At 64.1% G+C, this 25,318-nt stretch carries 21 protein-coding genes and 1 tRNA gene; 8 read left to right on the top strand and 14 right to left on the bottom strand.

The window, feature by feature from the left end; all coding sequences use genetic code 11:
• Window positions 1-137: 137 nt before the first annotated feature.
• The 3 genes from ACT6QU_RS16480 to pdxR all read right to left on the bottom strand — a co-directional run bounded on the left by ACT6QU_RS16480 (window position 138) and on the right by pdxR (window position 3,842).
• Complete coding sequence (locus ACT6QU_RS16480) at window positions 138-599, bottom strand: CoxG family protein (RefSeq protein ID WP_444564605.1); 462 nt, start codon at window positions 597-599, stop codon at window positions 138-140.
• A 73-nt stretch (window positions 600-672) separates the two neighbouring features.
• Entirely contained in the window at window positions 673-2,250 is a 1,578-nt protein-coding gene (locus ACT6QU_RS16475) for a trimethylamine methyltransferase family protein (RefSeq protein ID WP_444564604.1), read from the bottom strand.
• 98 nt (window positions 2,251-2,348) lie between these two features.
• Window positions 2,349-3,842: a MocR-like pyridoxine biosynthesis transcription factor PdxR gene (pdxR, locus tag ACT6QU_RS16470; RefSeq protein ID WP_444564603.1), complete on the bottom strand. Its 1,494-nt coding sequence runs from the start codon at window positions 3,840-3,842 to the stop codon at window positions 2,349-2,351.
• Between the two features lie 198 nt (window positions 3,843-4,040).
• Between pdxR and pgi the strand changes: the two genes are divergently transcribed.
• Together pgi and ACT6QU_RS16460 are read left to right on the top strand one after the other, a co-directional pair.
• Window positions 4,041-5,663, top strand: coding sequence for a glucose-6-phosphate isomerase (gene pgi / locus ACT6QU_RS16465; protein ID WP_444564602.1), 1,623 nt, complete (start codon window positions 4,041-4,043; stop codon window positions 5,661-5,663).
• Window positions 5,663-6,367 carry an HAD family hydrolase gene (locus ACT6QU_RS16460; RefSeq protein WP_444564601.1) on the top strand — a complete coding sequence of 235 codons (705 nt, stop codon included), beginning with the start codon at window positions 5,663-5,665 and terminating at the stop codon, window positions 6,365-6,367. The genes pgi and ACT6QU_RS16460 overlap by 1 nt, the downstream gene beginning before the upstream one ends.
• A gap of 41 nt (window positions 6,368-6,408) precedes the next feature.
• On the opposite strand, the gene ACT6QU_RS16455 is transcribed toward ACT6QU_RS16460, so the two are convergent.
• Window positions 6,409-8,094, bottom strand: coding sequence for a long-chain-fatty-acid--CoA ligase (locus ACT6QU_RS16455; RefSeq protein WP_024588560.1), 1,686 nt, complete (start codon window positions 8,092-8,094; stop codon window positions 6,409-6,411).
• Window positions 8,095-8,146: 52 nt separating this feature from the next.
• Here ACT6QU_RS16455 and ACT6QU_RS16450 point away from each other — a divergent pair, with 52 nt between their 5' ends.
• On the top strand, window positions 8,147-8,587 hold the full coding sequence (locus ACT6QU_RS16450; protein ID WP_444564600.1) for a hypothetical protein: 441 nt from the start codon (window positions 8,147-8,149) through the stop codon (window positions 8,585-8,587).
• 147 nt (window positions 8,588-8,734) lie between these two features.
• Here the strand turns inward: ACT6QU_RS16450 and ACT6QU_RS16445 are convergent, their stop codons facing one another.
• The 6 genes from ACT6QU_RS16445 to ACT6QU_RS16420 all read right to left on the bottom strand — a co-directional run bounded on the left by ACT6QU_RS16445 (window position 8,735) and on the right by ACT6QU_RS16420 (window position 15,119).
• Window positions 8,735-9,286, bottom strand: coding sequence for a DUF924 family protein (locus tag ACT6QU_RS16445; protein ID WP_444564599.1), 552 nt, complete (start codon window positions 9,284-9,286; stop codon window positions 8,735-8,737).
• 77 nt (window positions 9,287-9,363) lie between these two features.
• Window positions 9,364-10,365: an ABC transporter ATP-binding protein gene (locus ACT6QU_RS16440; protein WP_444564598.1), complete on the bottom strand. Its 1,002-nt coding sequence runs from the start codon at window positions 10,363-10,365 to the stop codon at window positions 9,364-9,366.
• On the bottom strand, window positions 10,362-11,339 hold the full coding sequence (locus tag ACT6QU_RS16435; protein ID WP_444564597.1) for an ABC transporter ATP-binding protein: 978 nt from the start codon (window positions 11,337-11,339) through the stop codon (window positions 10,362-10,364). The genes ACT6QU_RS16440 and ACT6QU_RS16435 overlap by 4 nt, the downstream gene beginning before the upstream one ends.
• 4 nt (window positions 11,340-11,343) lie before the next feature.
• Window positions 11,344-12,297, bottom strand: coding sequence for an ABC transporter permease (locus ACT6QU_RS16430; RefSeq protein WP_444564613.1), 954 nt, complete (start codon window positions 12,295-12,297; stop codon window positions 11,344-11,346).
• Between the two features lie 31 nt (window positions 12,298-12,328).
• Entirely contained in the window at window positions 12,329-13,306 is a 978-nt protein-coding gene (locus tag ACT6QU_RS16425; RefSeq protein WP_024588554.1) for an ABC transporter permease, read from the bottom strand.
• Window positions 13,307-13,541: 235 nt separating this feature from the next.
• A complete protein-coding gene (locus ACT6QU_RS16420; protein WP_444564596.1) occupies window positions 13,542-15,119 on the bottom strand; it encodes an ABC transporter substrate-binding protein in 1,578 nt (525 codons plus the stop codon).
• Window positions 15,120-15,452: 333 nt separating this feature from the next.
• On the opposite strand from ACT6QU_RS16420, the gene ACT6QU_RS16415 reads away from it, so the two are divergent.
• Window positions 15,453-15,986 (top strand): BA14K family protein, encoded by a 534-nt coding sequence (locus ACT6QU_RS16415; RefSeq protein WP_024588552.1) that lies wholly within the window; start codon window positions 15,453-15,455, stop codon window positions 15,984-15,986.
• 55 nt (window positions 15,987-16,041) lie between these two features.
• On the opposite strand, the gene ACT6QU_RS16410 is transcribed toward ACT6QU_RS16415, so the two are convergent.
• Window positions 16,042-16,947 (bottom strand): helix-turn-helix domain-containing protein, encoded by a 906-nt coding sequence (locus ACT6QU_RS16410; RefSeq protein WP_444564595.1) that lies wholly within the window; start codon window positions 16,945-16,947, stop codon window positions 16,042-16,044.
• 226 nt (window positions 16,948-17,173) lie between these two features.
• Here ACT6QU_RS16410 and ACT6QU_RS16405 point away from each other — a divergent pair, with 226 nt between their 5' ends.
• The gene (locus ACT6QU_RS16405; protein WP_444836707.1) at window positions 17,174-19,276 is read left to right on the top strand and encodes a PQQ-dependent dehydrogenase, methanol/ethanol family; all 2,103 of its coding nucleotides are present in this window, start codon (window positions 17,174-17,176) and stop codon (window positions 19,274-19,276) included.
• A gap of 77 nt (window positions 19,277-19,353) precedes the next feature.
• On the opposite strand, the gene ACT6QU_RS16400 is transcribed toward ACT6QU_RS16405, so the two are convergent.
• Window positions 19,354-19,429: transfer RNA gene (locus ACT6QU_RS16400), tRNA-Thr, on the bottom strand.
• Window positions 19,430-19,693: 264 nt separating this feature from the next.
• Between ACT6QU_RS16400 and ACT6QU_RS16395 the strand changes: the two genes are divergently transcribed.
• The 3 genes from ACT6QU_RS16395 to ACT6QU_RS16385 are packed head-to-tail and all read left to right on the top strand — an operon-like array spanning window position 19,694 to window position 23,409.
• Complete coding sequence (locus ACT6QU_RS16395; RefSeq protein WP_024588549.1) at window positions 19,694-20,185, top strand: (2Fe-2S)-binding protein; 492 nt, start codon at window positions 19,694-19,696, stop codon at window positions 20,183-20,185.
• Between the two features lie 58 nt (window positions 20,186-20,243).
• On the top strand, window positions 20,244-22,598 hold the full coding sequence (locus ACT6QU_RS16390) for a xanthine dehydrogenase family protein molybdopterin-binding subunit (RefSeq protein ID WP_444564593.1): 2,355 nt from the start codon (window positions 20,244-20,246) through the stop codon (window positions 22,596-22,598).
• Window positions 22,599-22,608: 10 nt separating this feature from the next.
• The gene (locus ACT6QU_RS16385) at window positions 22,609-23,409 is read left to right on the top strand and encodes an FAD binding domain-containing protein (RefSeq protein WP_444564592.1); all 801 of its coding nucleotides are present in this window, start codon (window positions 22,609-22,611) and stop codon (window positions 23,407-23,409) included.
• A gap of 33 nt (window positions 23,410-23,442) precedes the next feature.
• Here the strand turns inward: ACT6QU_RS16385 and ACT6QU_RS16380 are convergent, their stop codons facing one another.
• Window positions 23,443-24,357 carry a DMT family transporter gene (locus ACT6QU_RS16380; protein WP_444564591.1) on the bottom strand — a complete coding sequence of 305 codons (915 nt, stop codon included), beginning with the start codon at window positions 24,355-24,357 and terminating at the stop codon, window positions 23,443-23,445.
• Complete coding sequence (locus ACT6QU_RS16375; protein ID WP_444564590.1) at window positions 24,354-25,307, bottom strand: NAD(P)H-dependent flavin oxidoreductase; 954 nt, start codon at window positions 25,305-25,307, stop codon at window positions 24,354-24,356. Before ACT6QU_RS16375 ends, ACT6QU_RS16380 begins: the two co-directional genes overlap by 4 nt.
• Between the last annotated feature and the right edge of the window lie 11 nt (window positions 25,308-25,318).

The following is a 25,318-nucleotide window of genomic DNA, read 5'->3' as shown; positions in this document are numbered from 1 at the left end:
AAATCCTCGTCACGCTCAATGCAATGCTGCGGTCGAAAACACCATACGCGGCATGAAACAATACAGTTGCCGGCTCTCGCCTCGCTACGCTCGGACTTCGGCCGGGATGACGCCCGTCATTGACGTGCCGCTTTGGCTCAAACCTCTGCCCGACTGCTACTCACTTTCGCGTTGAAATTCGAAAAGAACTCGCCTGCCAGCTTCTTCGAGGTCGAGGTGATGAGGCGCGAGCCAAGCTGGGCCATCTTGCCGCCGACATCGGCCTTTGCCGCATAGGTGAGGATTGTGGCGTCGCCGTCTTCCTTCAGCGACACGTCCGCACCGCCTTTGGCGAAACCGGCGATGCCGCCCTTGCCCTCGCCCTGGATCGTATAGGAGTGCGGTGGGTTCAAATTGACGAGTTGGACCTCACCGTTGAACCGCGCCTTGATCGGCCCGATCTTCAGCGAGACGACCGCAGCCATTTCCGTGTCGGATTTCTTGTCGAGGCTCTCGCAGCCGGGAATGCATTCGCGCAGGATTTTGGGATCGTTGAGCGCTTCCCAGACCTTCTGCACCGGCGCCTCGATCTTCTCCTCGCCCTCGATGATCATCGCCATGGCAGAAATCCCTCCCTCGATTGGTCTTGCCAACGCCTAGCCCAGCGCCGCCGTCTTGTCCATTACACCAAGGTCAGTGCCCCATCGCGCTGCGCGGCAGGCGAATTTCCGGATACCGAGCGCGAAGCTGGTCGTCGAGCACGCGTGAGACGTGACGGGGGAAGTGCGTGGCCAGAATGCGTTTCTTCTCGGCGATGGCGCGCTGGAGAATGTCCGGCTTTCCCTTCTCGGCCCATTCCTTGGGGCTGAACCGGTCGGCGATGGCGGGGTAGAAATATTCGCGCTGCATCAGCTCCAGCGTCTGGCTGTGGCCAAGATAATGGCCGGGTCCGTTGAGGCATACATCGCTGATCGCGTCGATCGACAGGGACGGCTCCGACATGTCGATGCCGCGCACGCAGCGCAGGCACTGACCGATCATGTCGTTGTCGATGATCAGGCTTTCGAGGCAGAAGCCGAGCAGCGAGGCATGCATGCCGGCGGCTTCATAGACGAGATTGAGCCCCGACAGCCCCGCCATCACGTCGGTGATGCCCTTTTCGAACCCGGACTGGATGTCCGGCAGCTTGGAGTCCGCCATGCCGGCCGCCGAGCCTCCGGGAAGGTCGTAATACTGCGCCATCTGCGCGCAGGCTGCGGTCAATAGGGCCTGCTCGGCCGAGCCGCCCGACATCGCGCCGGTGCGCAGGTCGGAGACAAAGGGCCATGTGCCGAAGATCGCCGGATGGCCGGGCTTCAACGCGTTGACATAGACGAGCCCAGCCAGAACCTCCGCCACTGCCTGCACGACCGCGCCGGCAATCGCCGCTGGCGCGGTGGCGCCTGCCTGCCCGGCGGAGAGAAGCAGAATCGGGATGCCACCCTTGACGCATTCCTCAAGCACGCCGCAGGCGTCCTCGGCGAACTTCATCGGCGGGACGACGAAGCAATTGGAGTTCGACACGAAAGGCCGCGCGCGAAACTTTTCCTCGCTGCCGGCGATAGCGTAGAGCATGTCGAGCGCCGGGCGGACGTTGTCGGCTGTGGTGAAGGACGTCCCGACATGCTTGGTCGTCCCGGTCACGCAGGCATAAAGCGTGTTCAAATCCATCTCGAACGGATCGGGAATGTCGCGCGGCACCATCGGGCGCTGGAAAAAATGGATGCTGTCCATCCGATCGACGATGCGCGCGGCGTCGTAGATGTCCTGCAGAAGCGACTCGCGGTATTCGCGCTTTTCCACGTCGACGACATGCACCGCCGCGCCCGCCGTCCCGTAATGGACGCGGGTGCTCTGGAGCTTCAGGTCGTGCTGCGGCTCCTGCCCGTGGAGCGTGAACCCGCGTGCGGCATTGCGGATCGTGTCGAGCACCAGCCGGCGCGGAAACCGGATGCGCTTGTCGGGACCGTAGCTTGCTCCGGCGCGGGTCAGCGCCTCGAGGCAGGACGGGATCGCGTTGGCAAAGCCGACCGTCTCCAGAACGGTCAGCACGGCTTCATGAATACGGTCGAGATCGGCGCGGTCGAGCGGCTTGTAGCGCCCGCCTTCGAGCCCCGCGCGGACGGGGCGGATGTCCTCGGCGAGCGGGGCTGCGCGGATCGCCCGCCGCGCCTCGCGCCCGCCCGAGCGTCGCGACCTTTGGGCTTCGTGATCTTCGAGAACGACCGACATCTGACGCTCCACCCAAGCGGATCTGGTGGCTCAACTATGCGTCCGAAAATGACGGTCGGTTAGTCCACCGGGATTTCGCCCGATGGACCAAATTCGGCTCAGGCGGCCGCCGGTCGCCGCCCGGCGGCAGTCGCCAGTTCGCGGATGCCGGGCTCGATATGCTGGAGCGCGATGGACGAGATGCCGAGCCGCACGAAGCGGCCATTCTTCTCCGGCTGGTCGAAGAAGCGTGCGCCTGGCTCGATCAGCACGCTGCGCGAAGCGGCTAGTTCCGCCAGCGCCTTGCCGCTGGTCCCGTGCGGGCCTTCGAGCCAGAGCGAGGTGCCACCCGGCGTGTCGGTGATGCGCCATTCGGGCAGATAGGACGACACCGCGCCGATCAGCCGCTCGCGGCGCTCCTGGAAGGCGGTCGACAGCCGGCGCACCAGCGCCTCGTGGTGGCCGAGCGAGAGGAACAGCGCGACGGCGCGCTGATTGTTGGCCGGCGGATGGCGCAGCATGAAGCGGCGCAGCGCGCGCAATTCGGCGATCAGCTCGGCCGAGGCGACGATGTAGCCGAGCCGCAGGCCCGGTGCGAGCGTCTTCGACATCGAGCCGACATAGATAACGCGGCCGGAGCGATCGATCCCGCGCAGCGCCTGCTGCGGTGCGTCGTCGACGAGCTGGCTGTCATAGCCGTCCTCGATGATGATGCGGTCGTGCTTCTGCGCGTCGGCGATCAGCTTCTGCCGCCGCTCTTCGGAGAGCGACACCATGGTCGGGCACTGGTGGCTCGGCGTGACGAAAGCGAAGCCGCAATCGTCCGGAATGGCGTCGGGATCGATGCCCTCGCGATCGACCGGCACCGGCACGACATCGGCACCGGAAAGGCGGAAGATCGAGCGCGCATCGGGATAGCCGGGGTTTTCCATCGCGACCTTGGTGCCGCGGCCCATCAGCAGCGTCGCCAGCATGTAGAGCGCGTGCTGCGCGCCGAGCGTGACGATGATCTCGTCCGGATTGGCGAAAATGCCGCGCCGGGGCAGGAGCCGCGCCTGGATCTGCTCGATCAGCAGCGGATCGTCCCGGTCGACCATGTCCGACGCCCAGTTGCGGATTTCGAGCACCGCCAGCGCCATGCGGTTGCACTCGCGCCATTCGGCGGTCGGGAAAAGGCCCGGATCGAACTGGCCGTAGACGAAGGGGTAGGAGGCCCTGATCCAGTTTTCCTGCTTTGACGGCTCGGGCATTTCGGAGGCGGCGACCTTGCGCCGGCTCTTCCAGTCGAGCGTCGGATCGCTCTTGCGGATCGCGCCGGGTGCCCGCGCCGGCATGGTCAGCATCTCCGGATTGACGAAATGGCCGCGCCGCTCCTTGGCGATCAGGAAACCCTGGTCGACGAGCTGCTGAAAGGCGAGGACGACGGTGCCGCGCGCGACGCCCAGCTTCTCCGCAAGCACCCGGCAGGAGGGCAAGGGCATCGAGGCCGCGATCTGGCGGTCGAGGATGGCCGCGACGATCGCCTGGCGGATTTGCGCCTGCAGCGTCTGGCCCGATTCGGGCGAGATACGAAACAGTCCGGACCAGATTGCGGGGTCAGTGCGAGCAGCCATGGCGATATCCTTCACATGCGAACCAGCCTATGCCTGTGGTCCAACGGGATCAAGTCTGGTCCAATTGGTTGCGCCAATGATATTTATTGATCCATCCAGTGTGCAAAAGTGATTGGTCCTTGACGCAGGGGCTACCCTTGCGCTCGTGAGCGGGCGCTGATTAACCTTCGCGACCCCGTCAGACCGAAGGTTGCCAGCTTGCCAAACTCCACGCTCGAAGCCGCCCGCACCGAGATCATCGCGCACCAGGGAACCCGCGCGCCGGTCGACATGCGCGCCCTGTTCGCCGCCGATCCGGGTCGCTTCGATGCGTTTTCGCTGACGCTGGACGAGCTGCTGCTGGACTACTCCAAATGCGCGGTGGACGCGCAGACGATCGACCTTCTGGTCGCGCTCGCCGAGGCGGCAAATCTCGAAGCACGGCGCGACGCGATGCTTTCCGGCCAGCCGATCAACATCACCGAAGGGCGGGCCGTTCTCCACACCGCGCTACGCCTGCCGCGAGAGGCCTCGCTGGTCGTCGATGGCGAGAATGTCGTGCCCGGCATCCACCGCGTGCTGGATGCGATGGCCGCATTCGCGGACGAATTGCGCGCCGGAACCATCACCGACGTCGTCAATATCGGCATCGGCGGCTCCGATCTCGGACCGGCCATGGCAACGCTCGCGCTCGCCCCGTACCATGACGGACCGCGACTTCACTTCGTCTCCAATGTCGACGGCGCGCATATCGTCGACACGCTGAAGGGGCTCGATCCGAAGACGACCTTCTTCATCGTCGCCTCGAAGACCTTCACCACCATCGAGACGATGACGAATGCCGAGACCGCGAAACGCTGGATCGCCGACGCGCTGGGCGAGGCGGCCGTCGCCCACCACTTCGCCGCCGTCTCGACCGCGCTCGACAAGGTGGGAGCCTTCGGTATTCGCGAAGACCGCATCTTCGGCTTCTGGAACTGGGTCGGCGGGCGCTATTCGCTCTGGTCGGCGATCGGCCTCCCCATCATGCTCGCCATCGGTCCCGAAAATTTCCGCAGTTTGCTCGCCGGCGCTCATTCGATCGACCGTCATCTTGCAGAAGCGCCGCTGGCGCAAAACCTGCCCGTCATGCTCGGCCTGATCGGCTGGTTCCACCGCGTCGCCTGCCGCTATCCGTCGCGCGCGATCATCCCCTACGACCAGCGCCTCGCACGCCTGCCGGCATACCTGCAGCAACTCGACATGGAGTCGAACGGCAAGGGCGTCACTGTCGACGGAGAGCCCGCCGCGACGCCGACCGGGCCGGTCGTCTGGGGCGAGCCCGGCACAAACGGTCAGCACGCCTTCTTCCAGCTTCTCCACCAGGGCACGGATATCGTGCCGGTCGAATTCCTCGCCGCCGCCGAGGGCCACGAGCCGGAGTTGAAGCACCAGCACGATCTCCTGCTCGCCAACTGCCTCGCGCAGTCCGAGGCGCTGATGACAGGGCGCACGCTGGAGGAAGCGCGCGCGCAGATGCTCGCCAAAGGCATGGATGCTGCCGAGGTGGAGAAGATCGCGCCGCACCGGGTCTTCTCCGGCAACCGGCCTTCGGTAACAATCCTGTACCGCAAGCTCGACCCCTTCACGCTCGGCCGGCTGATCGCGCTTTATGAGCACCGCGTCTTCGTCGAGGCGCAGCTTTTCGAGATCAATGCCTTCGACCAGTGGGGCGTTGAGCTCGGCAAGGAACTCGCGACCGGCCTCCTGCCCATCGTCGAGGGCAAGGAAGGGACGGCGGGCCGCGACGGCTCGACGGCCGGCCTCGTCGCCCGCATCCATGCGTTGCGTGGAAACGCGTGATGGCGATCAAGGCAATCCTGTTCGACAAGGACGGCACCCTCGTCGACTTCAACGCAACCTGGTTCGCGGTCGGCGACCATCTGGCGCTTGAGGCTGCCGGCGGCGATCGTGCTGAGGCAAACCTCCTGATGGAGCGTGCCGGTTACGACTTCGCCGCCGGACAATTTCGCGCCGATTCGGTCTTCGCGGCAGGCACCAATGCCGAGATCGTCGATTGCTGGTATCCGCAGGCGAGCGCCACGGAGCGCCGCGAGCACGTTGCCCATTTCGACACCGTCACGGCCATCGAGGGCGCCGCTCGCGCGGTCGCGCTGCCCGGCATCATCGACGCGCTGTCTGCGCTGCACGCGCGCGGCTTCCGCCTCGCCGTCGCGACCAACGATTCCACGCAAGGCGCGGAGCGGACGCTGGCCACCCTTGGCGTCTCGCAATTGTTCGAGGCCGCATACGGCTATGACGCCGTCGCCAACCCGAAGCCCGCCCCCGACGTCATCGTCGCCTTCGCCGACATGGCCGGCCTGAAGCCGTCCGAAATCGCGATGGTCGGCGACAACAATCATGACATGGAAACGGGCAGGGCGGCCGGCGCCGGCCTGCGCGTCGCCGTCCTCAGCGGCACTGGCACGCGCGCCACGCTGGAGCCGCTGGCGCATGTGGTGCTGGGGTCGATCGCGGAACTGCCGGGATATTTGAACGGACGCTGACGCCCAAAGAAAAAGGCCCGCCGAAGCGGGCCTTTCGACTTCTACCGCAACTCACGCCGCAGGATCTTGCCGACATTTGTCTTCGGCAGTTCCTTGCGGAATTCCACGTGGCGCGGGCGCTTGTAGCCGGTCAGCTTGTCGCGCGTGAAGTCGATGATCTCCTGCTCCGTCAGCTTCTCGTCCTTCTTGACGACGAAGAGCTTCGGCACCTCGCCCGAATGCTCGTCCGGCACGCCGACGGCGGCGACTTCGAGGACGCCCGGATGCTCCGCGACGACCTCTTCCAGCTCGTTCGGATAGACGTTGAAGCCGGAGACGAGGATCATGTCCTTCTTGCGATCGACGATCTTGACGAAGCCACGCTCGTCGATGAAGCCCATGTCGCCCGATTTGAAGAAGCCGTCATCGGTCATGACCTTCCTGGTCTCGTCGGCCCGGTTCCAGTAGCCGGCCATGACCTGCGGCCCGCGAATGCAGATCTCGCCGACCTCGCCGGACGACACGTCCTTGCCGTCCTCGTCGCGGATGACGATTTCGGTCGACGGGATCGGCATGCCGATCGTGCCCGAGAACTCGTCCGCGTCGAAGCGGTTGGCGGTCGCGACCGGTGCCGTCTCCGACAGGCCGTAGCCCTCGGCGATGACGATGCCGGTAAGCTTCTGCCAGCGGTCGGCGACGGGCTTCTGCACCGCCATGCCGCCGCCGAAGGTCAGGATCAGCGGCTTGAAGTCGAGCTTCTGGAAGTCGGCATTGTTGAGGAGCGCGTTGAACAGCGTGTTGAGGCCCGGGAAGACGTGGAACGGCGTCTTCTGCAGTTCCTTGACGAAGGCCGGAATGTCGCGCGGATTGGGGATCAGGATGTTCTGCGCGCCCTGCTGCATGCCCATAAGCGCGTTCACCGTCAACGCATAGATGTGGTAGAGCGGCAGCGCGCAGATATAGACGACATCCTTCGGCTTCGGCTTCTTGGAATAGGCCGCCTCGACCCAAAGCGCGTTCTGCGCGACGTTGGCGAGGACGTTGCGATGAAGCAGCGTCGCGCCCTTCGAAACGCCCGTCGTCCCGCCCGTATATTGCAGGAACGCGACGTCGTCCTGGCCGACATCGATCTTGCGGAACGTCTTCTTGGCGCCTTCCTTCAGCGCATCGTTGAACGGCACGTGACCCGGAAGCGACCAGTTCGGCACCATCTTCTTGACGCGGCGCACGACCAGATTGACGACGATACCCTTGAGCCCGAGCCGGTCGCCCATCGCGGCGACGACGACGTGCTTCACCTTGGTGCGGCCGATCACCTGCTGCAAGGTGGCCGCGAAGTTCTCCAGGATGACGATCGCTTCGGCGCCCGAATCGTTGAGCTGGTGCTCGAGTTCGCGGGGCGTGTAGAGCGGGTTGACGTTGACGACCGTATAGCCTGCCCGCAGCACCGCCATCATCGCGATCGGGTATTGCAGCACGTTCGGCATCATGATGGCGACGCGCGCGCCCTTCGACAGGCCCTTGCCCTGCAGATAGGCGGCAAAGGCAGCGGACTGCTTTTCGAGCTCGGTGAAGGTGATCGATTTCCCCATGCAGGTGAAGGCCGGCTTCGAGCCGTATTTGCGGCAGGAATCGACCATCAGATCGCCGAGCGACTGATATTCGAGCGGCGCGATCTCGGCAGGAACGCCGTTCGGATAATTGGCGAGCCAGGGCTTGTCGGCCTTCGCCGCCGACTGCTTGGCCACCGCTGCCGGAGCAGCGGCAGCCGGTTTGGGCTTGGCGGTGGACGCCTTGGCCTTGGAAGCCGCCGGCTTCGAAGCGGCCGGTGCTTCCGCTGCCTTTTCTGCAGAGGGCTTTGCGGCCTTGGCCGCAGGCTTCTTCGCAGCAGATTTCGCAGTGGTCTTCGGGGTGGAGACCTTGGCAGCGGCAGACTTGGCGGGTGCGGGCGCAGCCGCCGGTGCATCGACGGGTGTTGCGGCTGCGGCTACCGCTGGCTTTGCAGCCGGCTTCTTCGCAGCAGTCTTTGCCGGCGCCGATTTCGGCTTGGCAGCCACGCTCTTCTTGGCGGCAGCGGGCTTTGCGGCTGCGGCCGCCTTTACGGCCGGCGCCTTTTTGGCTGCTGGCTTCTTCGCTGCCGGCTTTGCGTCGTCCTTCGCAGCCTTGCTCGTCTTTTCGGTCGCTTTGGCCAATTCGTCCTCCCTGGGAATGTTTCGCATGGAGGCGGGATCGGTCGACTGACGCGGCCGGATTCTTGATTTGCCCGCTCACCCAGCACCGGATGCCCGCCTGCATCCTGGAATTTGTTGCTAGCGCCTATCTAGGGCCACAATTCGCTGCGGTGCAAGCCGTGCCGCAGCGGAATACTCAACTGACAGGAACCGGCCGTCACTGGCCGTATCCGGCATGCCCTTCCATGAACTTGCGTTCCGCATCCGTCGTCTGGCGCCCAAGCGCCTTGTTTCGATGCGGGAACCGTCCGAATTCCTGAATGATGTCGCGATGCTCGATCGCGTATTTCAGGCCGTCCTCGTTGTCGAGTGAACGGAAGAGATCGACGCAGCGCTCCTGGTCGGCCGAAATCTCCGAATGCATGAACGGCATGTAGAGAAACTGCTTCTCGGTGTTGGTAAGCCCGTGATCGAGCCGATTCTCGGTCGCGTTGCGCGCGATCTCGATGGCCAGATTGTCCGTGCCGAACGCTGCGGGCTGACCGCGGAACATGTTGCGCGGAAACTGATCGAGCACGATGACCGCGGCGAGTGCGGTGCGCTGGTCGTCGACCTTGTCCGGGTCGAGCCCGGTCTTCAACTGTTCGTAGAGTTCGGCAAAGCGCGAACGGATCTTGTCGTCGATGTCGCTCTTGCCGGTGAACCAGTCTTCGGCGGTCAATTCGCCGAACCAGAAAGACAGGACATCGTCTTGCCAACCCTGCTTCATCTCGTCCTCCCTCTTGTTCTTGGAAGAAGGCGCCGATGGCGCCACTCTTCATCTTTTCGTTGCACCTCAACGTTGTGTCAGATGCGGCCTTCCTCGACACCGTGACAAGCCGTCTCGCCCTCACCGTTCCACAGGAGCTGCGGAATTTCCATCCGGCAGCGCTCGTTTGCAAACGGACAGCGCGGGTGGAAGGCGCAGCCGGGCGGCGGATTGATCGGGTTCGGGATTTCGCCCTCGACCTTTTTCCGCTTGCGGCCGGTCATCTCGAGGTCCGGCACGGCGTCGAGCAGCATGCGCGTGTACGGGTGGCGCGGCTTGGCGAAGAGCGTCTTGGAATCGGCGACCTCGGCGAGACGGCCGAGATAGAGAACGCCGATCCGGTTTGCCATGTGGCGCACGACCGAAAGATCGTGGCTGATGAACAGGAAGGTCAGGCCGAACTCGTCCTGCAAGTCCTTCATCAAATTGAGGATCTGCGCCTGCACCGAAACGTCGAGCGCCGAGGTCGGCTCGTCGCAGACGATGAAATCCGGACGGGCAGCGAGCGCGCGGGCGATGGCGACGCGCTGGCGCTGGCCGCCCGAGAATTCGTGCGGGAACTTGACGCCGTCTTCGGGCGAGAGACCGACCAGCGTCAGGAGTTCGCCGACGCGCTTGCGCCGCTCGAGCGAAGACAGTCCGCCCTCGAACACTTTCAGCGGCTCGCCGATGATGTCGGTGACGCGCCAGCGCGGGTTGAGGCTGGCGAACGGGTCCTGGAAGATCATCTGGAAGCGGCGGCGCAGGCGCCGTGCCTCGCCGCCCTTCAGGCCCTTCTTCAGCGACTTGCCGTCGAAATGGATGTCGCCTTCAGACGGATCGAGCAGTCCGACGATCAGCCGCGCGATGGTCGACTTGCCCGAGCCGGATTCGCCGACCAGCGCGAGCGTCTCGCCCTTGTTGATGCGGAAGGTGACGTCGTCCACGGCGCGCACATAGGCCTTGTCCGTCCGCTCGATGACGCGGTTCAGCCACGGCTTCGAAACGTCGAACCGGCGTGACAGGTGATTGACTTCGACGAGAGGGGTCGGGTTCGTCATGCGGCTTGCTCCTCGGACGCATGCAGCCAGCAGGCGACGCGGCGGGTGCCCGAGACGATCGGCTCGGGACGCTCGACGAAGCAGCGGTCGAAGGCATGCGGGCAGCGGGGGTTGAAGGCGCAGCCTTTCGGGATCGCCGACAGGCGCGGCATGGAACCTGGGATCTGCGTCAGGCGGTCGGAATTGGTGGCCAGCGTCGGGATCGAGCCCATCAGGCCGGCCGTATAAGGGTGCTTGGCATCTGTGATGACGTCGCGCACCGGCCCGATCTCGGCGATGCGGCCGGCATACATGACCGCCACGCGGTCCGCCGTCTCGGCGATGACGCCCATGTCGTGGGTGATCAGCATGATCGCCGCGCCATATTCGGCGCACATGTTCTTCATCACGTCGATGATCTGCGCCTGCACCGAAACGTCGAGCGCGGTGGTCGGCTCGTCGGCGATGACCAGCGCCGGGTCCGCGCACAGCGCGAGCGCGATCACGACGCGCTGGCGCATGCCGCCCGAGAACTGGTGCGGATAGTCGTCGATGCGCCGGTCGGCCGCCGGAATGCCGACATCGTCGAGGAGCTTGATCGCCCGTTTGCGCGCATCGGCCTCGGACAGGGGCATGTGCGTGCGGATCGTCTCGATGAGCTGCTCGGCGACCGTGTAGAGCGGGTTGAGCGATGTCAGCGGGTCCTGGAAGACCATGCCGATGCGCTTGCCGCGATAGCGCCGCATCTGGTCTGGGCTCAGATTGTCGATGCGCTCGCCCTGCAGCAAAATCTCGCCGCTCGAGATGCGGCCGGGCGGATCGATCAGGCCGATGACGGCCGAACCGGTCATCGACTTGCCGGCGCCGGATTCGCCTACCATGCCGAGCACTTCGCCCGGCATGATGTCGAAGGAGATGTTGTCGACCGCCGTCAGGATGCCACGGCGGGTGGGAAACTGGACGGTCAGGTTCTTGACGGAAAGGACAGGTTGCATGCGCCTACCTCAGTCGCGGGTTGAGCGCGTCGCGCAGCCAGTCGCCCAGAAGGTTGACCGAGAGCGCAAGCAGGATGAGCGTGAAGGCGGGGAAGAACAGAATCCACCACTCGCCCGAGAACAGATATTGCTGGCCGATGCGGATCAGCGTGCCGAGCGAAGGCTGCGTGGGCGGAACGCCGACGCCGAGGAACGACAGCGTCGCCTCTTCGATGATGGCGAGCGCAAGCCCGATCGTCGCGATGACCAGCACCGGTCCCATAACGTTGGGCAGCACGTGGCGGGCGAGGATCAGGATCGGATGGACGCCCATGATGCGCGCCGCCGACACGTAATCCTTCTGCCGCTCCACCATCGTCGCGCCGCGAACCGTACGCGCGAACTGCGCCCAGTTGGCAAGGCCGATGGCGACGATCAGCACGTAGACCGCCATGCTTTCCTGTTGCGAGGGCGGGATGATGCCGCGCGCGATGCCGAAGATCAGAAGCGCGATGAGGATCGCCGGGAACGAAAGCTGGATGTCGGTGACGCGCATGATGATCGCGTCCGTCGTCCCGCCCTGGTAGCCGGCGATGAGGCCGAGCGAAATGCCCAGCGCCATGGCGAACAGCGTCGCCGAGAAGCCGACGAAGAGCGAGATGCGCGAGCCGTAGAGGATCGTCGAAAAGACGTCGCGGCCCTGATTGTCCGTCCCGAGCAGATAGTAGTTGCCCATCCGGCTCTCCGAGAAGGGCGGCGTGAAGCCGTCCATCAGGTTGAGCGAGGCCGGATTAAACGGATTGTAGGGCGCGATCCAAGGCGCCAGCAGCGCCGCGCCGACGATGATGACGACGACGATCGATGCGATGATCGTCACCGGCGAGCGGCGGTAGGAGTAGAAGATGTCCGAGTCCCAGGCGCGATAGAGGCGGCCGGGCGGCTTGGGCGGAAGGATCGGCTTGCCGTCGCCGGCGGCCATGAGTTTGGGATCTGGAAGCGTGGTCATGCGATCACCGTTTGCCAGTGCCGACGCGCAGGCGCGGATCGACCGTGTAGTAGAGAATGTCGACGATCAGATTGATGACGACGAAGACGAAGGCGATGAACATCAGGTAGGCCGCCATCACCGGGACGTCGACCACCTGGACCGACTGGATGAAGAGCGAGCCGACGCCCGGCCACTGGAACACCGTCTCGGTGACGATCGCGAACGCGATGACCGAGCCGAGCTGCAGGCCGGTGATGGTGATGACCGGAACCAGCGTGTTCTTCAGCGCGTGGCCGAAATTGATCGCCCGGTTGGAAAGGCCGCGCGCCTTGGCGAAGCGGATATAGTCCGCGCGCAACACTTCCAGCATCTCCGCGCGCACGAGGCGCATGATCAGCGTCAACTGGAAAAGCGACAGCGTTATCGCCGGCAAGATGAGCGATCTCAGTCCGCTTTCGGTCAAAAGCCCCGTTCGCCACCCGCCGACCATCACGGTCGTCCCTCTGCCGAAGGAGGGAAGCCACCCAAGCTCGACGGCGAAGATGTAGATGAGGCCGATGCCGATCAAAAAGGTCGGCAGCGAGACGCCCGCGAGCGACAGCGTCATCACCACGGAGGTCAGCGGCGATTTCGGTTTCAGCGCCGTGTAGACGCCGAAGAACAGGCCGAACACCAGCGCGATCGTCGCGGATGCGAAAGCAAGTTCGATCGTTGCCGGCAGGCGCTCCATGATGAGGCGCGTCACCGGTTCCTGGAGCCGGTAGGAGATGCCGAAATTGCCCTGGACGGCATTGCCGACGAAGGTCGCGAACTGGATGTAGAACGGGTCGTTCAGGCCGAGGCGATCACGCATCGCTTCGCGGTCCGCAAGTCTTGTATCCTGGCCCACCATGGAGTCGACCGGGTCGCCCACATAGCGGAACACGAGGAATGCCACGAGCGAGACCGCCAGCATCACGATGATGGATTGCAGCAGGCGCCTTATGACAAAGGCTGTCATGTTGTTTGTCTCCGGATCGGGAGCGGGTCGGCAAAGCCGCCGCTTGAGGCTCCCGGTGTGTCGGTACGGGTGCTGACGGCACTTCAGCTCAGGCAGCGAGATGGGCACGCAACCGGCGCCGGCGCCGCGAAAGGCGCCCTTTTGGCGACTCAGATCGCCACAATCAAGCCCATAATGCTAGCCCGCCGCGCAATTGCTTGCACGGCGGGCGAGGCTTTTAGGAATGTTGCGCGGATTACTCGCCGATCGTCACATTCGACATGTTCGGCTGGTTTTCCGGATGCACGTCGATGGTGAAGTTCGACTTGGTCGCGTAGGCCAGCACCTGGTTGTGGACCGGCAGGAGAACGCGGTCCTCCTGGATCGTCGCCCAGATTTCGGCGATCGTCGCGTCGCGGGCCTCGAGGTCCGTCTGCGTGCCGAGCGACTCGATCTTCGCGTCGAGTTCGGGATTGGAATAGCCGGACGGGTTGTAGGCGCCGTAATTGCCGGCCTTCGTGTGGATCAGATCGTTGAAGATGTAAGCCGAATCGAAGGTCGGGACGCCCCAGCCGAGCAGGTAGAAGTCGGTGTCGCCATTGGTGACCAGCGGCGAGTGCTGCGCGACCGGGCGCGAGGCCAGCGTCACGCGGATGCCGATCTGGCCGAGCATGCCGACGACCGCCTGGCTGATCGCCTCGTCATTGACGTAGCGGTTGTTCGGCGTGTCGAGCGTGACGGTGAAGCCGTCCGCATAGCCTGCCTCTTCCATCAGCGCGCGGGCGCGCTCGAGGTCCGGCGCCGGGTAGGCGTCGAGCTCTTCCGTCCAGCCATTGACGAAGGGCGGGGTGGCAACGCCGGTCGGAACCGAATTGCCGCGCATCACGACTTCCTTGATCGCGTCGCGATCGATGGAAAGGTGCATGGCCTCGAGCACCTTCGGGTCGGCGAAGGGGTTCTTGTCGGTCACGTCCGAGCTTGCCAGCGGCTCTTCGCCGAGACGGTAGCCGAAATAGATGATGCGGTTTTCAGGGCCGGTCGCGACCTTGATGCCGTCGGTCGACGAAAGGCGCTCGATGTCCTGCACCGGCACGTCCTGAACGAAGTCGACTTCGCCCGAGAGCAGGGCCGCAACGCGCGTGGCTGCATCCGAGATCGGCGTGTAGATGATTTCGGTCACGGCCGGATCGGTTTCGGCCCAATGGTCGGGGTTCACTTCGAGGACGGAACGTACGCCCACTTCGCGCGACACGAGCTTGTAGGGGCCGGTGCCGTTGGTATTGCGCACGGCGTAGTTGTCTTCACCGCCGGCATAGTCCTGAACCTCGACGACGTCGTTCGTCTCGGACCAGGTCTTGTCCATCATGAAAGTGTTGGTCAGATTGTTCGGGTAGAGCGGGCTCGGGCCCTTCAGCTTGACTTCGACCGTGTAGTCGTCGACGGCGGTCACGCTTTCGACGTCGGCGTGGAGCTGGCGCATGTTCGAGCGCTCCGAACGGGCGCGGTCGAGCGAGAAGACGACGTCTTCGGCGTTGAACTCGGCACCGTCATGGAAGGTGACGCCTTCACGCAGCGTGAAAACCCAGGTCGTGTCGTCGCCGTCCTTCAGTGCCCATTCGGTGGCCAGGCGCGGGATCAGCGTGCCTTCCGTGTCGCGCCAGACGAGCGTCTCGTAGATGTGGTGGGCGAAAGTGTGGGTGGTGCCTTCGTTCTGCGAATGCGGGTCCAGCGTCAGCGCGTCGGCGCCACGTGCCCAGCGGATCGTTTCGGCCGACGCAGGCATTGCCGTCGCGGCGAGGGCCAGAACGCTGGCCGTCAAGAGAAGTTTACGCATGATTGCTCCCATGTTTTTCTTTTAGAGATCCCCGCAGTGGCATTTTCCGCCTCCCACGATTGGCGCGTACCATAAAAGAGGGTTTTCGATATGGGAAGCGGGCGAAAACGCTTTGGCCGCACAGCGTAAATGACGTTGCGGAAAGAATTCTAGGAAAGTCTAGATTGTCTGATGTCGACATTGCCGAGGCGTGACATGGAAGAATAGTCAGTAGAACCGTCATCATCCGCTGCAGGGCCAACCTTACCAAAATGTCATGATGCGGTTCACGTTGAGTTCATGTGGGAACCTTCATTCTGCTTGGGCGTCTTTGAGGACAAAGGAGTTAGCGAAATGAAGAAGTTTCTTTCGATCATCTGTGCCACGACAATGGCGTTCACCGGCGTCGCCGCAACGAGCGTAACTGCGAGTGCATCTCCGGCATTGATCCGTGCCGTCGATGCGGGTGCCGGCACATCGAACGTCATCGATGTTCAGTATCGCCGCGACGACCGTCGTTTCGATCGCCGGACTGAACGCCGTATCGATCGGCGCATCGATCGCCGCCAGAACCAGCGGGCTGCACAGCGCGGCTTCTACCGCCAGGGCAACTACAGCTACTACAACGGCCACCGCGGCTACCGCGACCGCCGTGCCGGCTACCGCCAGCACAACGGCTTCTGGTTCCCGGCAGCGGCCTTCGTCGCCGGCGCCATCGTCGGCGGCGCGGTGAGCCAGCCCTCGCGCACGGTCGTCGTCCAGCCGGGACGCATGTCCCAGGCCCATGTCGATTGGTGCTACTCGCAGTACCGTTCCTACCGGGCATCGGACAACACGTTCCAGCCCTATAACGGCCCGCGCCGCGCCTGCTCGTCGCCTTACGGCTAAGATTGCAGGACGGCTTGAAAAGAGGGCGGCCTTCGGGCCGCCCTTTTTCGTCGGCTCAGTTGCGGTGCTGTCGCAGATAGTCGCTTGGCGCGCAGCCGTAGCGGCTCTTGAACGAGCGATTGAAATTCGAGATGTCGTTGAAGCCTGCGCCGAGTGCGGCGTCGGTTATCGAGTCCGTTCCTCCACCGACACGCAGGAATTCGGCGACGAGCCTCAGCCGCTTTTCTCGCAGAAGGCGCACGAAGCTGGTCCCCCGGGCGAGAAAATCCCGCTGCAACTGGCGCTCCGAAATATTCAGACGCCGCGCCAGCCAGCCGAGCGACATGTCGGGTCGATGCAGATTGCGCTCCATCAACGTCACGGCCATCTCGCATCGGTTCTCGGCGCTGCTGGCGCGTGAGGCGTCGATGCCATGATTGCCCGGCGTAAACGCGATCCGCGTCAGGTCATAAAGCAGGCGCGGGTCGCCCCGCGTCTTCTGTTCTGCCATCGCCGTGCGTCCGGCGCTGAAAAAACCGCGCATCGGCGCGTGCATCGGATGGTGCGCATCGAGCTTGTGCCCGATCCTGAGCTGGTTGTCGGCTTCGAGCAGGAACGAGCCGCGCGGCATGTGGACGGAAATGAACTGCGCCTCGCGTCCGCCATAGCCGATCGATGCCTCGCGGGTGGAATCGAGCAGGTAGAATTCGCCGGGGTCAAGCGTCTCGTGGCGGCCCCTGTGATCGATGCGCGACTGTCCTTTGATCTGCACGACCAGAAAGATGTATTCGCTGTCGTCCTGCTGGATGCCCTTGCGCGTGCGGATGATCTGGTCGAGGTCGCACGCGAAATCCGCAACGTCGAGGCCGTGAAAGGCGAAGCTGCGCACATAGCCTTTGACCTCGCGCTGCCGGGTGCCGGGAACGCCGTAGTAATTGCCGCAAGTGGTGCGCAGGCGCGCATCCCAATCCTCGAAATGCACCCGGAACTCCTCTCAGATTTCCGCGCGGCGAAATTCCGCAAGGGAAGTCTAGCCGCGTGAGGCGGCAATGCAAGCGCGGGCAGCAGGACTTTGGTCGCACCATGCCGGCACAGGCTGTGATGGCGTAAAAGTCCAAGCCAAGTGCGAAACGCGCTTCTACGCTGCGATTTGCGATGACGCATGGGAGGAGACCGATGCGCCGTCGCGAACATGACGGGAGGAGCGCATGCCACGTAGCCATCTTCTGGCGACCGCAGCCGCGTTGTCGGTTCTGACATCGGTTGCCGCTGCCCAATCTCTGACACCCGAGGCGATTTCTGCGGCCGTCACCGGCGTCAATGCCGAGGCGATCATCCAGAACCGCGAGACGACGCGCAACTGGCTGACCCACGGCCTCGACTTTCAGGAAACGCGCCACTCGAAGCTCGACGCGATCGATGCGACAAATGTCGGCGAGCTTGGTCTCGCCTGGGCGACCAGCCTGGAATCGCGCCGCGGCGTGGAAGCGACGCCGATCGTCGTCGACGGCGTCATGTACGTCACCGCATCGTGGAGCGTCGTCCACGCGCTGGACGCCAGAACCGGCGAGGAAATCTGGCGCTACGACCCGGAAGTCCCGCGCGAGCATGCGTCCAAGGGCTGCTGCGACGTTGTCAATCGCGGCGTCGCGCTGCATGAGGGCGTCGTCTATGTCGGCGCCTTCGACGGCAATCTTCATGCCATCGACGCCGTCACCGGCGAGCGCAAATGGATGGTCGACACCATCGAAAACCGCGACATGGCCTATACGATCACCGGCGCCCCGCGCGTCTACAAGGGCAATGTGATCATCGGCAATGGCGGCGCCGAATATGGCGTGCGCGGCTACATCACCGCCTACGACGCCGAAACCGGCGACGAGAAATGGCGCTGGTATTCCGTGCCGGGCGACCCGTCCAAGCCGTTCGAGAACGAAAGCATGGAAAAGGCCGCCGAGACCTGGGACGCCTCGGTTCCCTATTGGGAAGCGGGCGGTGGCGGCACCATGTGGGATTCGATGGCCTACGATCCCGAACTCGATTTGATGTATGTCGGCACAGGCAATGGCAGCCCGTGGAACGCCAATCTGCGTAGCCCCGCCGGCGGCGACAATCTCTATCTGGCCTCCGTCGTGGCCTTGAACCCCGACACCGGCGAATATGTCTGCCACTATCAGGAAACGCCGGGCGATAGCTGGGACTACACCTCGACGCAGCACATCATCCTCGCCGACCTGGAAATTGACGGCGAGGAGCGCAAGGTCTTCCTGCACGCCCCGAAGAACGGCTTCTTCTATGTCGTCGACCGCACCGACTGCTCGTTCATCTCGGCGGAAAAATTCGTCGAGGTGACCTGGGCCGAGGGCTACGATGCGGATGGACGTCCGATCGAGAACCCGGCGGCGCGTTCGCGCGAGGATAGCTGGGAACAGGTGCCGAGCGCCTATGGCGCGCACAACTGGCACCCGATGTCGTTCAATCCGCAAACGGGTCTCGTCTACATCCCTGCGCAGGGCGTGCCGCTCGTTCAGCAGCATGATCCCGAATGGTCGTTCAACGAGCACCTGCCCGGACGCGCCCACTCCAATCTCGGCTGGAATCTCGGCTACCTGTTCAACACGACGCAGCCGACCGCGACGCCCTTCGGCCATCTTTTGGCCTGGGACCCGGTCGCGCAAAAGGAGGTCTGGCGCGCCGAGCATGTCTCGCCGTGGAACGGCGGCACGCTAACGACGGCCGGCAACCTCGTTTTCCAGGGCACCGCCGACGGCCGTTTCATCGCCTACAACGCCGCGACCGGCGAAATGCTCTGGCAGACGCCGGTCGGCTCCGGCGTCGTCGCCGCGCCCGTCACCTACATGATCGACGAGGAGCAATATGTGTCGGTCGCGGTCGGCTGGGGTGGGGTCTATGGTCTGTCGCAGCGCGCGACGGACACGATCGGGCCTGGCAAGGTCTACACGTTCAAGGCCGGCGGCACGGCTTCGATGCCCGAAATGGTTGAGAATGATCCGGCCGAACTCGTCGAAGGCGTCGCCTACAGCCCGGACGACATCGCACCCGGCGGCGCACTCTACGTCTCGAACTGCCTGTTCTGCCACGGCGTTCCGGGCGTCAACAATGGCGGCAACATTCCCAATCTCGGTTTCTCCGACGCCGCCATGCTGGAAGGCGCGCCTGAGCTTCTGTTGAGCGGCGCGTTCGTCGAAAGTGGCATGCCGACATTCGAGGGCAAGCTCACCGAGGCGGAGATCAAGCAGATCGTCGCCTTCATCCAGGGCACAGCGGACGCGGTACGCCCCAAGCCGTGACGCGTCGGGCCGCGGGATCGATGGGTTCCGCGGCCTCTTCAAAGAGAGGTGCGAACGAAGAAAGGGAGGGAAGGAACTGGTGCCGCTTAGGTGACTCGAACACCTGACCCCATCATTACGAATGATGTGCTCTACCAACTGAGCTAAAGCGGCCCGTCGAAAACCGCCCGGAACTGCGGGGGGCTCGAAAGTGAGCGCTTGATATCGCCATCGGCCGGCAAATTCAAGCACCCTGCGCGGAATTTCGAGACCCGCGATCGGCACCGGCGCAAATGCCCGCAAGGCGCGGCTCCGGTGCCGTCGATGTGATGCAACGAAGGTTGTAAGTCCTTGCTGCGGCTGTGGACTCCTGACCAAGCTGCGCTAAAGTTTTGCCCAGGCCTTCTGGGCGTGATCGGAAAAGTGGAGGGAGAACGCATGTCAGACGTTTCTATGGTCGTGAATGGCCGCAAGGTCTCGGGCAATGTGGAGGACCGGACATTGCTCGTTCATTATCTGCGCGAGCATCTGGGTCTGACCGGCACGCATGTCGGTTGCGACACGTCGCAGTGCGGCGCCTGCGTGGTTCACATGGACGGCAAGGCGATCAAGTCCTGCTCCATCCTTGCCGCCCAGGCCTCCGGGGCCGAGATCACCACCATCGAGGGCCTCGCCCCAGGCGCCGATCTCCATCCCATGCAGGCCGCCTTCAAGGAGCATCACGGCCTCCAGTGCGGTTTCTGCACGCCGGGCATGATCATGACCGCCGTCGACATGGTCCGCCGCCATCCGGAAGGACTGGACGAAAAGACCGTCCGCAACGATCTCGAGGGCAATATCTGCCGCTGCACCGGCTACCACAACATCGTCCAGGCGATTCTGTCGGGATCGAAGACGATGGCCGGAACGGGCGAGACCAAGGCGGCCTGACCGCCGGTCCGATCCTTTGAAAATTCACTCGGTTCGGTAACCGGAGGAGGTACTGAAAATGGGTATGGAAGGCATTGGCGCCCGGGTGGCGCGTAAGGAAGACAAGAGGTTCATCACCGGCGCGGGGCGCTACACCGACGATTTCGTCGTCCCCGGCATGAAGTTCGCGGCCTTCGTCCGGAGCCCGCATGCGCATGCGCGCATTCGCGGCATCGACGTCGAGGCGGCGCGGGCGATGCCCGGCGTCATCGACGTCCTGACCGGTCCAGAGATGAAAACCGACGGCATCGGCAACATCATCTGCGGCTGGATGATCCATTCGAAGGATGGTTCGCCGATGAAGATGGGCGCCTGGTCGCCGCTGGCGACGGATACGGTGCGCTATGTCGGCGATGCGGTGGCGATCGTCGTCGCCGAGACCAAGGGCCAGGCGCGTGACGCCGCCGAGGCGGTCGATGTCGACTATGAGGAACTCGAAGCCGTCATCCTGCCGGAAAAGGCGATGGACGCGGGCGCGCCGCAGGTCCATCCCGAGGCGGACAACAATTTGATCTTCGACTGGGTGATCGGCGACGAAGGCGCGGTCGAGGAGGCGTTCGGGAAGGCCGCGCATCGCGTCAAGCTCGACATTTTGAACAACCGCCTGATCCCGAACGCGATCGAGCCGCGCTCGGCCATCGGCCACTACAACAAGGCCGAAGATCACTACACCTGCTACACCACCTCACAGAATCCGCATGTGGCGCGTCTCGTCATGAGCGCGTTCTACAATGTCGCGCCGGAAAACAAGCTGCGCGTCATCGCGCCGGATGTCGGCGGCGGCTTCGGCTCGAAGATCTACATCTATCCCGAGGAAATCACCTGCCTCTGGGCCTCGAAGAAGACCGGCGTGCCGGTAAAGTGGACGGCGGATCGCTCGGAAAGCTTCCTGACCGACGCCCACGCCCGCGACCACGTGACGACGGCCGAGATCGCACTCGACGCCGACCACAAGATCACCGCCCTTCGCGCCGACACGATCGCCAATCTCGGCGCCTACATGTCGCTCTTCTCGTCCGCGACGCCGACCTATCTCTACGCCACGCTCCTGTCGGGCCAGTACGAAATCCCTGCGATCTACTGCAACGTGAAGGCAGTCTATACGCACACCTGCCCGGTCGATGCCTATCGCGGCGCCGGCCGACCGGAGGCGACCTATGTCGTCGAGCGCCTGGTCGAGACGGCCGCGCGCGAACTCGGCATCTCGCCGGTTGAACTGCGCCGGAAGAACTTCATCAAGTCCTTCCCCTACCAGACGCCCGTGATCATGAATTACGATTCCGGCGACTTCAACGCGCTGATCGATGCCGCCACCAAGGCCATCGACTATGACGGCTTCGCCCGCCGCAAGGAGGAAGCCAAAGGCAGGGGCAAGCTGCGCGGCATCGGCATGAGCTGCTATATCGAGGCCTGCGGCATCGCGCCGTCGGCTGCTGTCGGCTCGCTCGGCGCCGGCGTCGGGCTTTGGGAATCGGCAGAAGTCCGCGTCAATGCCGTCGGTACGGTGGAAGTCCTGACCGGCGCCCACAGTCATGGCCAGGGTCACGAGACCACTTTCGCCCAGCTCGTCTGCGACCGGTTCGGTCTGCCGATGGACAACGTCTCGATCGTTCATGGCGACACCGACAAGGTGCAGATGGGCATGGGCACCTATGGCTCGCGCTCCGGTCCGGTCGGCATGTCGGCCATCGTCAAGGCGCTCGACAAGGTCGAGGCCAAGGCGAAGAAGATCGCGGCGCATATCCTCGAAGCCGACGAAGGCGACATCGTCATCGAGAATGGCGAGTGCAAGGTCGCCGGCACCGACAAGACGGTGCCGTGGTTCCAGTTGGCGCTCGCCGCGTACACCGCGCACAATTTGCCGGGCGGCATGGAGCCGGGCCTGAAGGAAGGCGCGTTCTACGACCCGACCAACTTCACCTTCCCGTCGGGCTGCTACATCTGCGAGGTCGAAATCGATCCCGATACGGGCAAGACCGAGATCGTGCAGTTCGTCGCTGCCGATGATTTCGGTCGCGTCATCAATCCGATGATCGTCGAGGGTCAGGTCCATGGCGGCCTGGCTCAAGGCATCGGCCAGGCGCTTCTGGAAGGCGCGGCCTATGACCGCGATACCGGCCAGCTCGTCACCGGCAGCTACATGGATTACACCATGCCGCGCGCCGACGACCTGCCGTCCTTCCAGGTGCCGATGACCGAGACGATCTGCCCCGGCAATCCGCTCGGCATCAAGGGTTGCGGCGAGGCGGGCGCGATCGGCTCCCCGCCGGCCGTCATCAACGCGATCACCGATGCGATCGGAAACAACGACCTGTCGATGCCTGCCACGCCGCAAAAGGTGTGGGCGGCGCTGAACGCGGCAACGCGGCACTAGGAGGACGCACATGTACCAGACCAATTATCACCGCGCGTCGTCCCTCGAAGACGCCGCAAAGCTGCATTCCGGAGCGGATGAGGCGAAGTATGTGTCGGGCGGCATGACGCTCATCCCGGCCATGAAGACGCGCCTGTCGGCACCGTCCGACCTGATCGACCTGCGCCATGTCGATGGCTTGAAGGGCATCAGGGTCTCCGGCCGCGAGGTCGAGATCGGTGCGGCGACGACCCATGCAGACATCGCGCAGTCGAAGGAGATCGAGAGCGCCTGTCCGGCCCTGCACTACATGGCGAACCACATCGGCGATCCGCTGGTCCGCCATCTAGGCACGATCGGCGGTTCGGTCGCCAACAACGATCCGGCGCAGGACTATCCGGCGGCACTTCTGGCGGTCGACGGCACGATCGTGACCAACAAGCGCGAACTGAAGGCCGACGCCTTCTTCACCGGCCTGTTCGAAACCGCGCTGGAAGAGGACGAGATCGTGACGGCGGTGAAGTTCACCGCGCCGGAAAAATGCGGCTACGAAAAGTTCCGCAATCCCGCGTCGCGCTACGCGATGACGGGCGTCTTCGTGGCCAAGGGTGCCGGAGGCGTTCGCGTCGCCGTCACCGGTGCGGGCGAGAACGGTGTCTACCGGGCGAAGGAACTGGAGGAGAAGCTTTCCTCCAATTTTTCGGCCGGAGCATTGGATGGTGCGACCGTGCCGTCGTCCAACCTGATGTCCGACATGCACGCCTCGTCGGAATACCGCGCCAATCTGGTGGTGGTGATGGCAAAGCGCGCCGTCGCGAAGGCCGCGGGCTGAATTGGACGCGGGCGGCTTCGGCCGCCCGCTCGTCTATCTGGTGATTACTGGTGAATTGCGGCGATTCATCCGCTCCCGCCAAGCGATCGTGATCGCGCTGGCGATGATCAGCGCCGCGCCGAGCCAGCTTGCCAGTGCCGGCACTTCCGCGAACAGGACGTAGTCGTAGAACGCCGCGAAGATCAGCGTCAGGTAGAAGAACGGCATCACGAAGCTCGATTCGCCGCGCTGTAGCGCTTGGATGAAAAGCGCTTGCACGGAAATCATGGTTGCGCCTAGTGCCGCCATCAATATCCATTGCCCGGAGTTAGGCGCGATCCAAACGAAGCTCGCGGCGGTCGCCGCCAGTGCCGCGCCGGCGAAATTGTTGATTGCCAGGATGCGCAGTGGCGGCTCGCTGTCGGCGAGCTTCTTGATCAGGATCGCCTCGGCGCCCATGAAAAGCGCGGCGATCAATGCCACCAGCGCGATCGGCTGGAACGCTGCCGACCCGGGCTGGACGATGATCATCGCGCCGATGAACGCGACCGCCGCCGCGCCCCAGCGCCACGGCCCCACCCTTTCGCCCAGCAGCGGGATCGAGAGCAGCATAGCGACGACGGGATTGAGGAACGAGATGGCATTGGCGTCTGCCAGTCGCATCAGCCCCGATGCCGCAAAGAGCGCACTGACGCCCGCCCAGCCGAACAGTACGCGCAAGGCGTGGTTGGCCCACCGCGTCCCGGCGAAGGAGGGGCGCCACGCCACAAGGAACGGCGTCAGGACGAGCGCTGCGAAGCAGAACCGACCCGCCGAAATCTGGAACGGATGAAGCGGGTTGTCTCCGCCCGCAGGCCCGAGCATCTTGGCGATCAGTGTCGTGCCGGCAAGAAGCGCGCAGGCCAGAACCATCAGCCCGACGGCGACGGCCGCATCCTTCGGGCTGTGCTTCGCCGGGCGATCGCTCAAGCGGCGAGCTTCTTCTTCGCGTCCTCGTATTCGCGCGCCAGCCTGTCGACGAGTTCGGCCGCGCCGATAACGGAATCGACCGCGCCGATGCCCTGGCCGCAACCCCAAATGTCCTTCCACGCCTTCGACTTGTCGCCGCCAAAATTCATCTTGGACGGGTCGGATTCGGGCAGATTGTTCGGGTCCATGCCGGCTTTTTCGACCGAGCCCTTGAGGTAGTTGCCGTGAACGCCGGTGAAGAGGTTGGAATAGACGATGTCGGCCGCCTTGGAATCGACGATCATCTGCTTGTAGTCCTCGGCCGCGCGCGCCTCGCGCGTGGCGATGAAGGGCGAGCCGATATAGGCCATGTCGGCCCCCATCGCCTGCGCAGCCAGCACTGCGCCGCCATTGGCGATTGCGCCCGAAAGCAGCAGCGGCCCGTCGAACCACTGCCGGATTTCCTGGACGAGGGCGAAGGGCGAGAGCGTTCCGGCATGACCGCCGGCGCCCGCCGCAACCGCGATCAACCCGTCCGCGCCGCGCCTGATGGCGTTGCGCGCATGTCGGTCGTGGATGATGTCGTGCAGCACGATGCCGCCATAGGAGTGAACGGCCTGGTTGACCTCTTCGACAGCACCCAGCGAGGAGATGACGATCGGAACCTTGTACTTGACGCAGAGCGCCAGATCCTCTTCCAGCCGCGTATTCGACTTGTGGACGATCTGGTTGACCGCGAAGGGCGCAGCCTTGGCGTCCGGGTTCGCCGCGTCATGCGCCGCGAGTTCCTCGGTGATCTGCGCCAGCCATTCGTCAAGCTGCGAGGCCGGACGCGCATTGAGCGCCGGAAAGGAGCCGACGATGCCGGCCTTGCACTGGGCCAGCACTAGCGGCGGATGCGAAATGATGAACAGCGGCGAGCCGACGACGGGAATGCGCAGATTGGTCTTCAGGATGTCGGGCAGCGCCATTCGGGTCCTCC

Origin of the sequence: Aliihoeflea sp., from assembly GCF_052435475.1 — a bacterium.
In the GTDB taxonomy this organism is placed as follows: domain Bacteria; phylum Pseudomonadota; class Alphaproteobacteria; order Rhizobiales; family Rhizobiaceae; genus Aliihoeflea.
Note: the sequence above shows the minus strand (reverse complement) of the source record. Positions and strands in the feature narration are given on the sequence as shown.

Coding starts and splice junctions, on each gene's coding strand:
- ACT6QU_RS16480 (WP_444564605.1), bottom strand. CDS start 599: ATGGCGATGATCATCGAGGGCGAGGAGAAGATCGAGGCGCCGGTGCAG.
- ACT6QU_RS16475 (WP_444564604.1), bottom strand. CDS start 2,250: ATGTCGGTCGTTCTCGAAGATCACGAAGCCCAAAGGTCGCGACGCTCG.
- pdxR (WP_444564603.1), bottom strand. CDS start 3,842: ATGGCTGCTCGCACTGACCCCGCAATCTGGTCCGGACTGTTTCGTATC.
- ACT6QU_RS16460 (WP_444564601.1), top strand. CDS start 5,663: ATGGCGATCAAGGCAATCCTGTTCGACAAGGACGGCACCCTCGTCGAC.
- ACT6QU_RS16445 (WP_444564599.1), bottom strand. CDS start 9,286: ATGAAGCAGGGTTGGCAAGACGATGTCCTGTCTTTCTGGTTCGGCGAA.
- ACT6QU_RS16440 (WP_444564598.1), bottom strand. CDS start 10,365: ATGACGAACCCGACCCCTCTCGTCGAAGTCAATCACCTGTCACGCCGG.
- ACT6QU_RS16435 (WP_444564597.1), bottom strand. CDS start 11,339: ATGCAACCTGTCCTTTCCGTCAAGAACCTGACCGTCCAGTTTCCCACC.
- ACT6QU_RS16430 (WP_444564613.1), bottom strand. CDS start 12,297: ATGGCCGCCGGCGACGGCAAGCCGATCCTTCCGCCCAAGCCGCCCGGC.
- ACT6QU_RS16425 (WP_024588554.1), bottom strand. CDS start 13,306: ATGACAGCCTTTGTCATAAGGCGCCTGCTGCAATCCATCATCGTGATG.
- ACT6QU_RS16420 (WP_444564596.1), bottom strand. CDS start 15,119: ATGCGTAAACTTCTCTTGACGGCCAGCGTTCTGGCCCTCGCCGCGACG.
- ACT6QU_RS16415 (WP_024588552.1), top strand. CDS start 15,453: ATGAAGAAGTTTCTTTCGATCATCTGTGCCACGACAATGGCGTTCACC.
- ACT6QU_RS16405 (WP_444836707.1), top strand. CDS start 17,174: ATGCCACGTAGCCATCTTCTGGCGACCGCAGCCGCGTTGTCGGTTCTG.
- ACT6QU_RS16395 (WP_024588549.1), top strand. CDS start 19,694: ATGTCAGACGTTTCTATGGTCGTGAATGGCCGCAAGGTCTCGGGCAAT.
- ACT6QU_RS16390 (WP_444564593.1), top strand. CDS start 20,244: ATGGGTATGGAAGGCATTGGCGCCCGGGTGGCGCGTAAGGAAGACAAG.
- ACT6QU_RS16385 (WP_444564592.1), top strand. CDS start 22,609: ATGTACCAGACCAATTATCACCGCGCGTCGTCCCTCGAAGACGCCGCA.
- ACT6QU_RS16375 (WP_444564590.1), bottom strand. CDS start 25,307: ATGGCGCTGCCCGACATCCTGAAGACCAATCTGCGCATTCCCGTCGTC.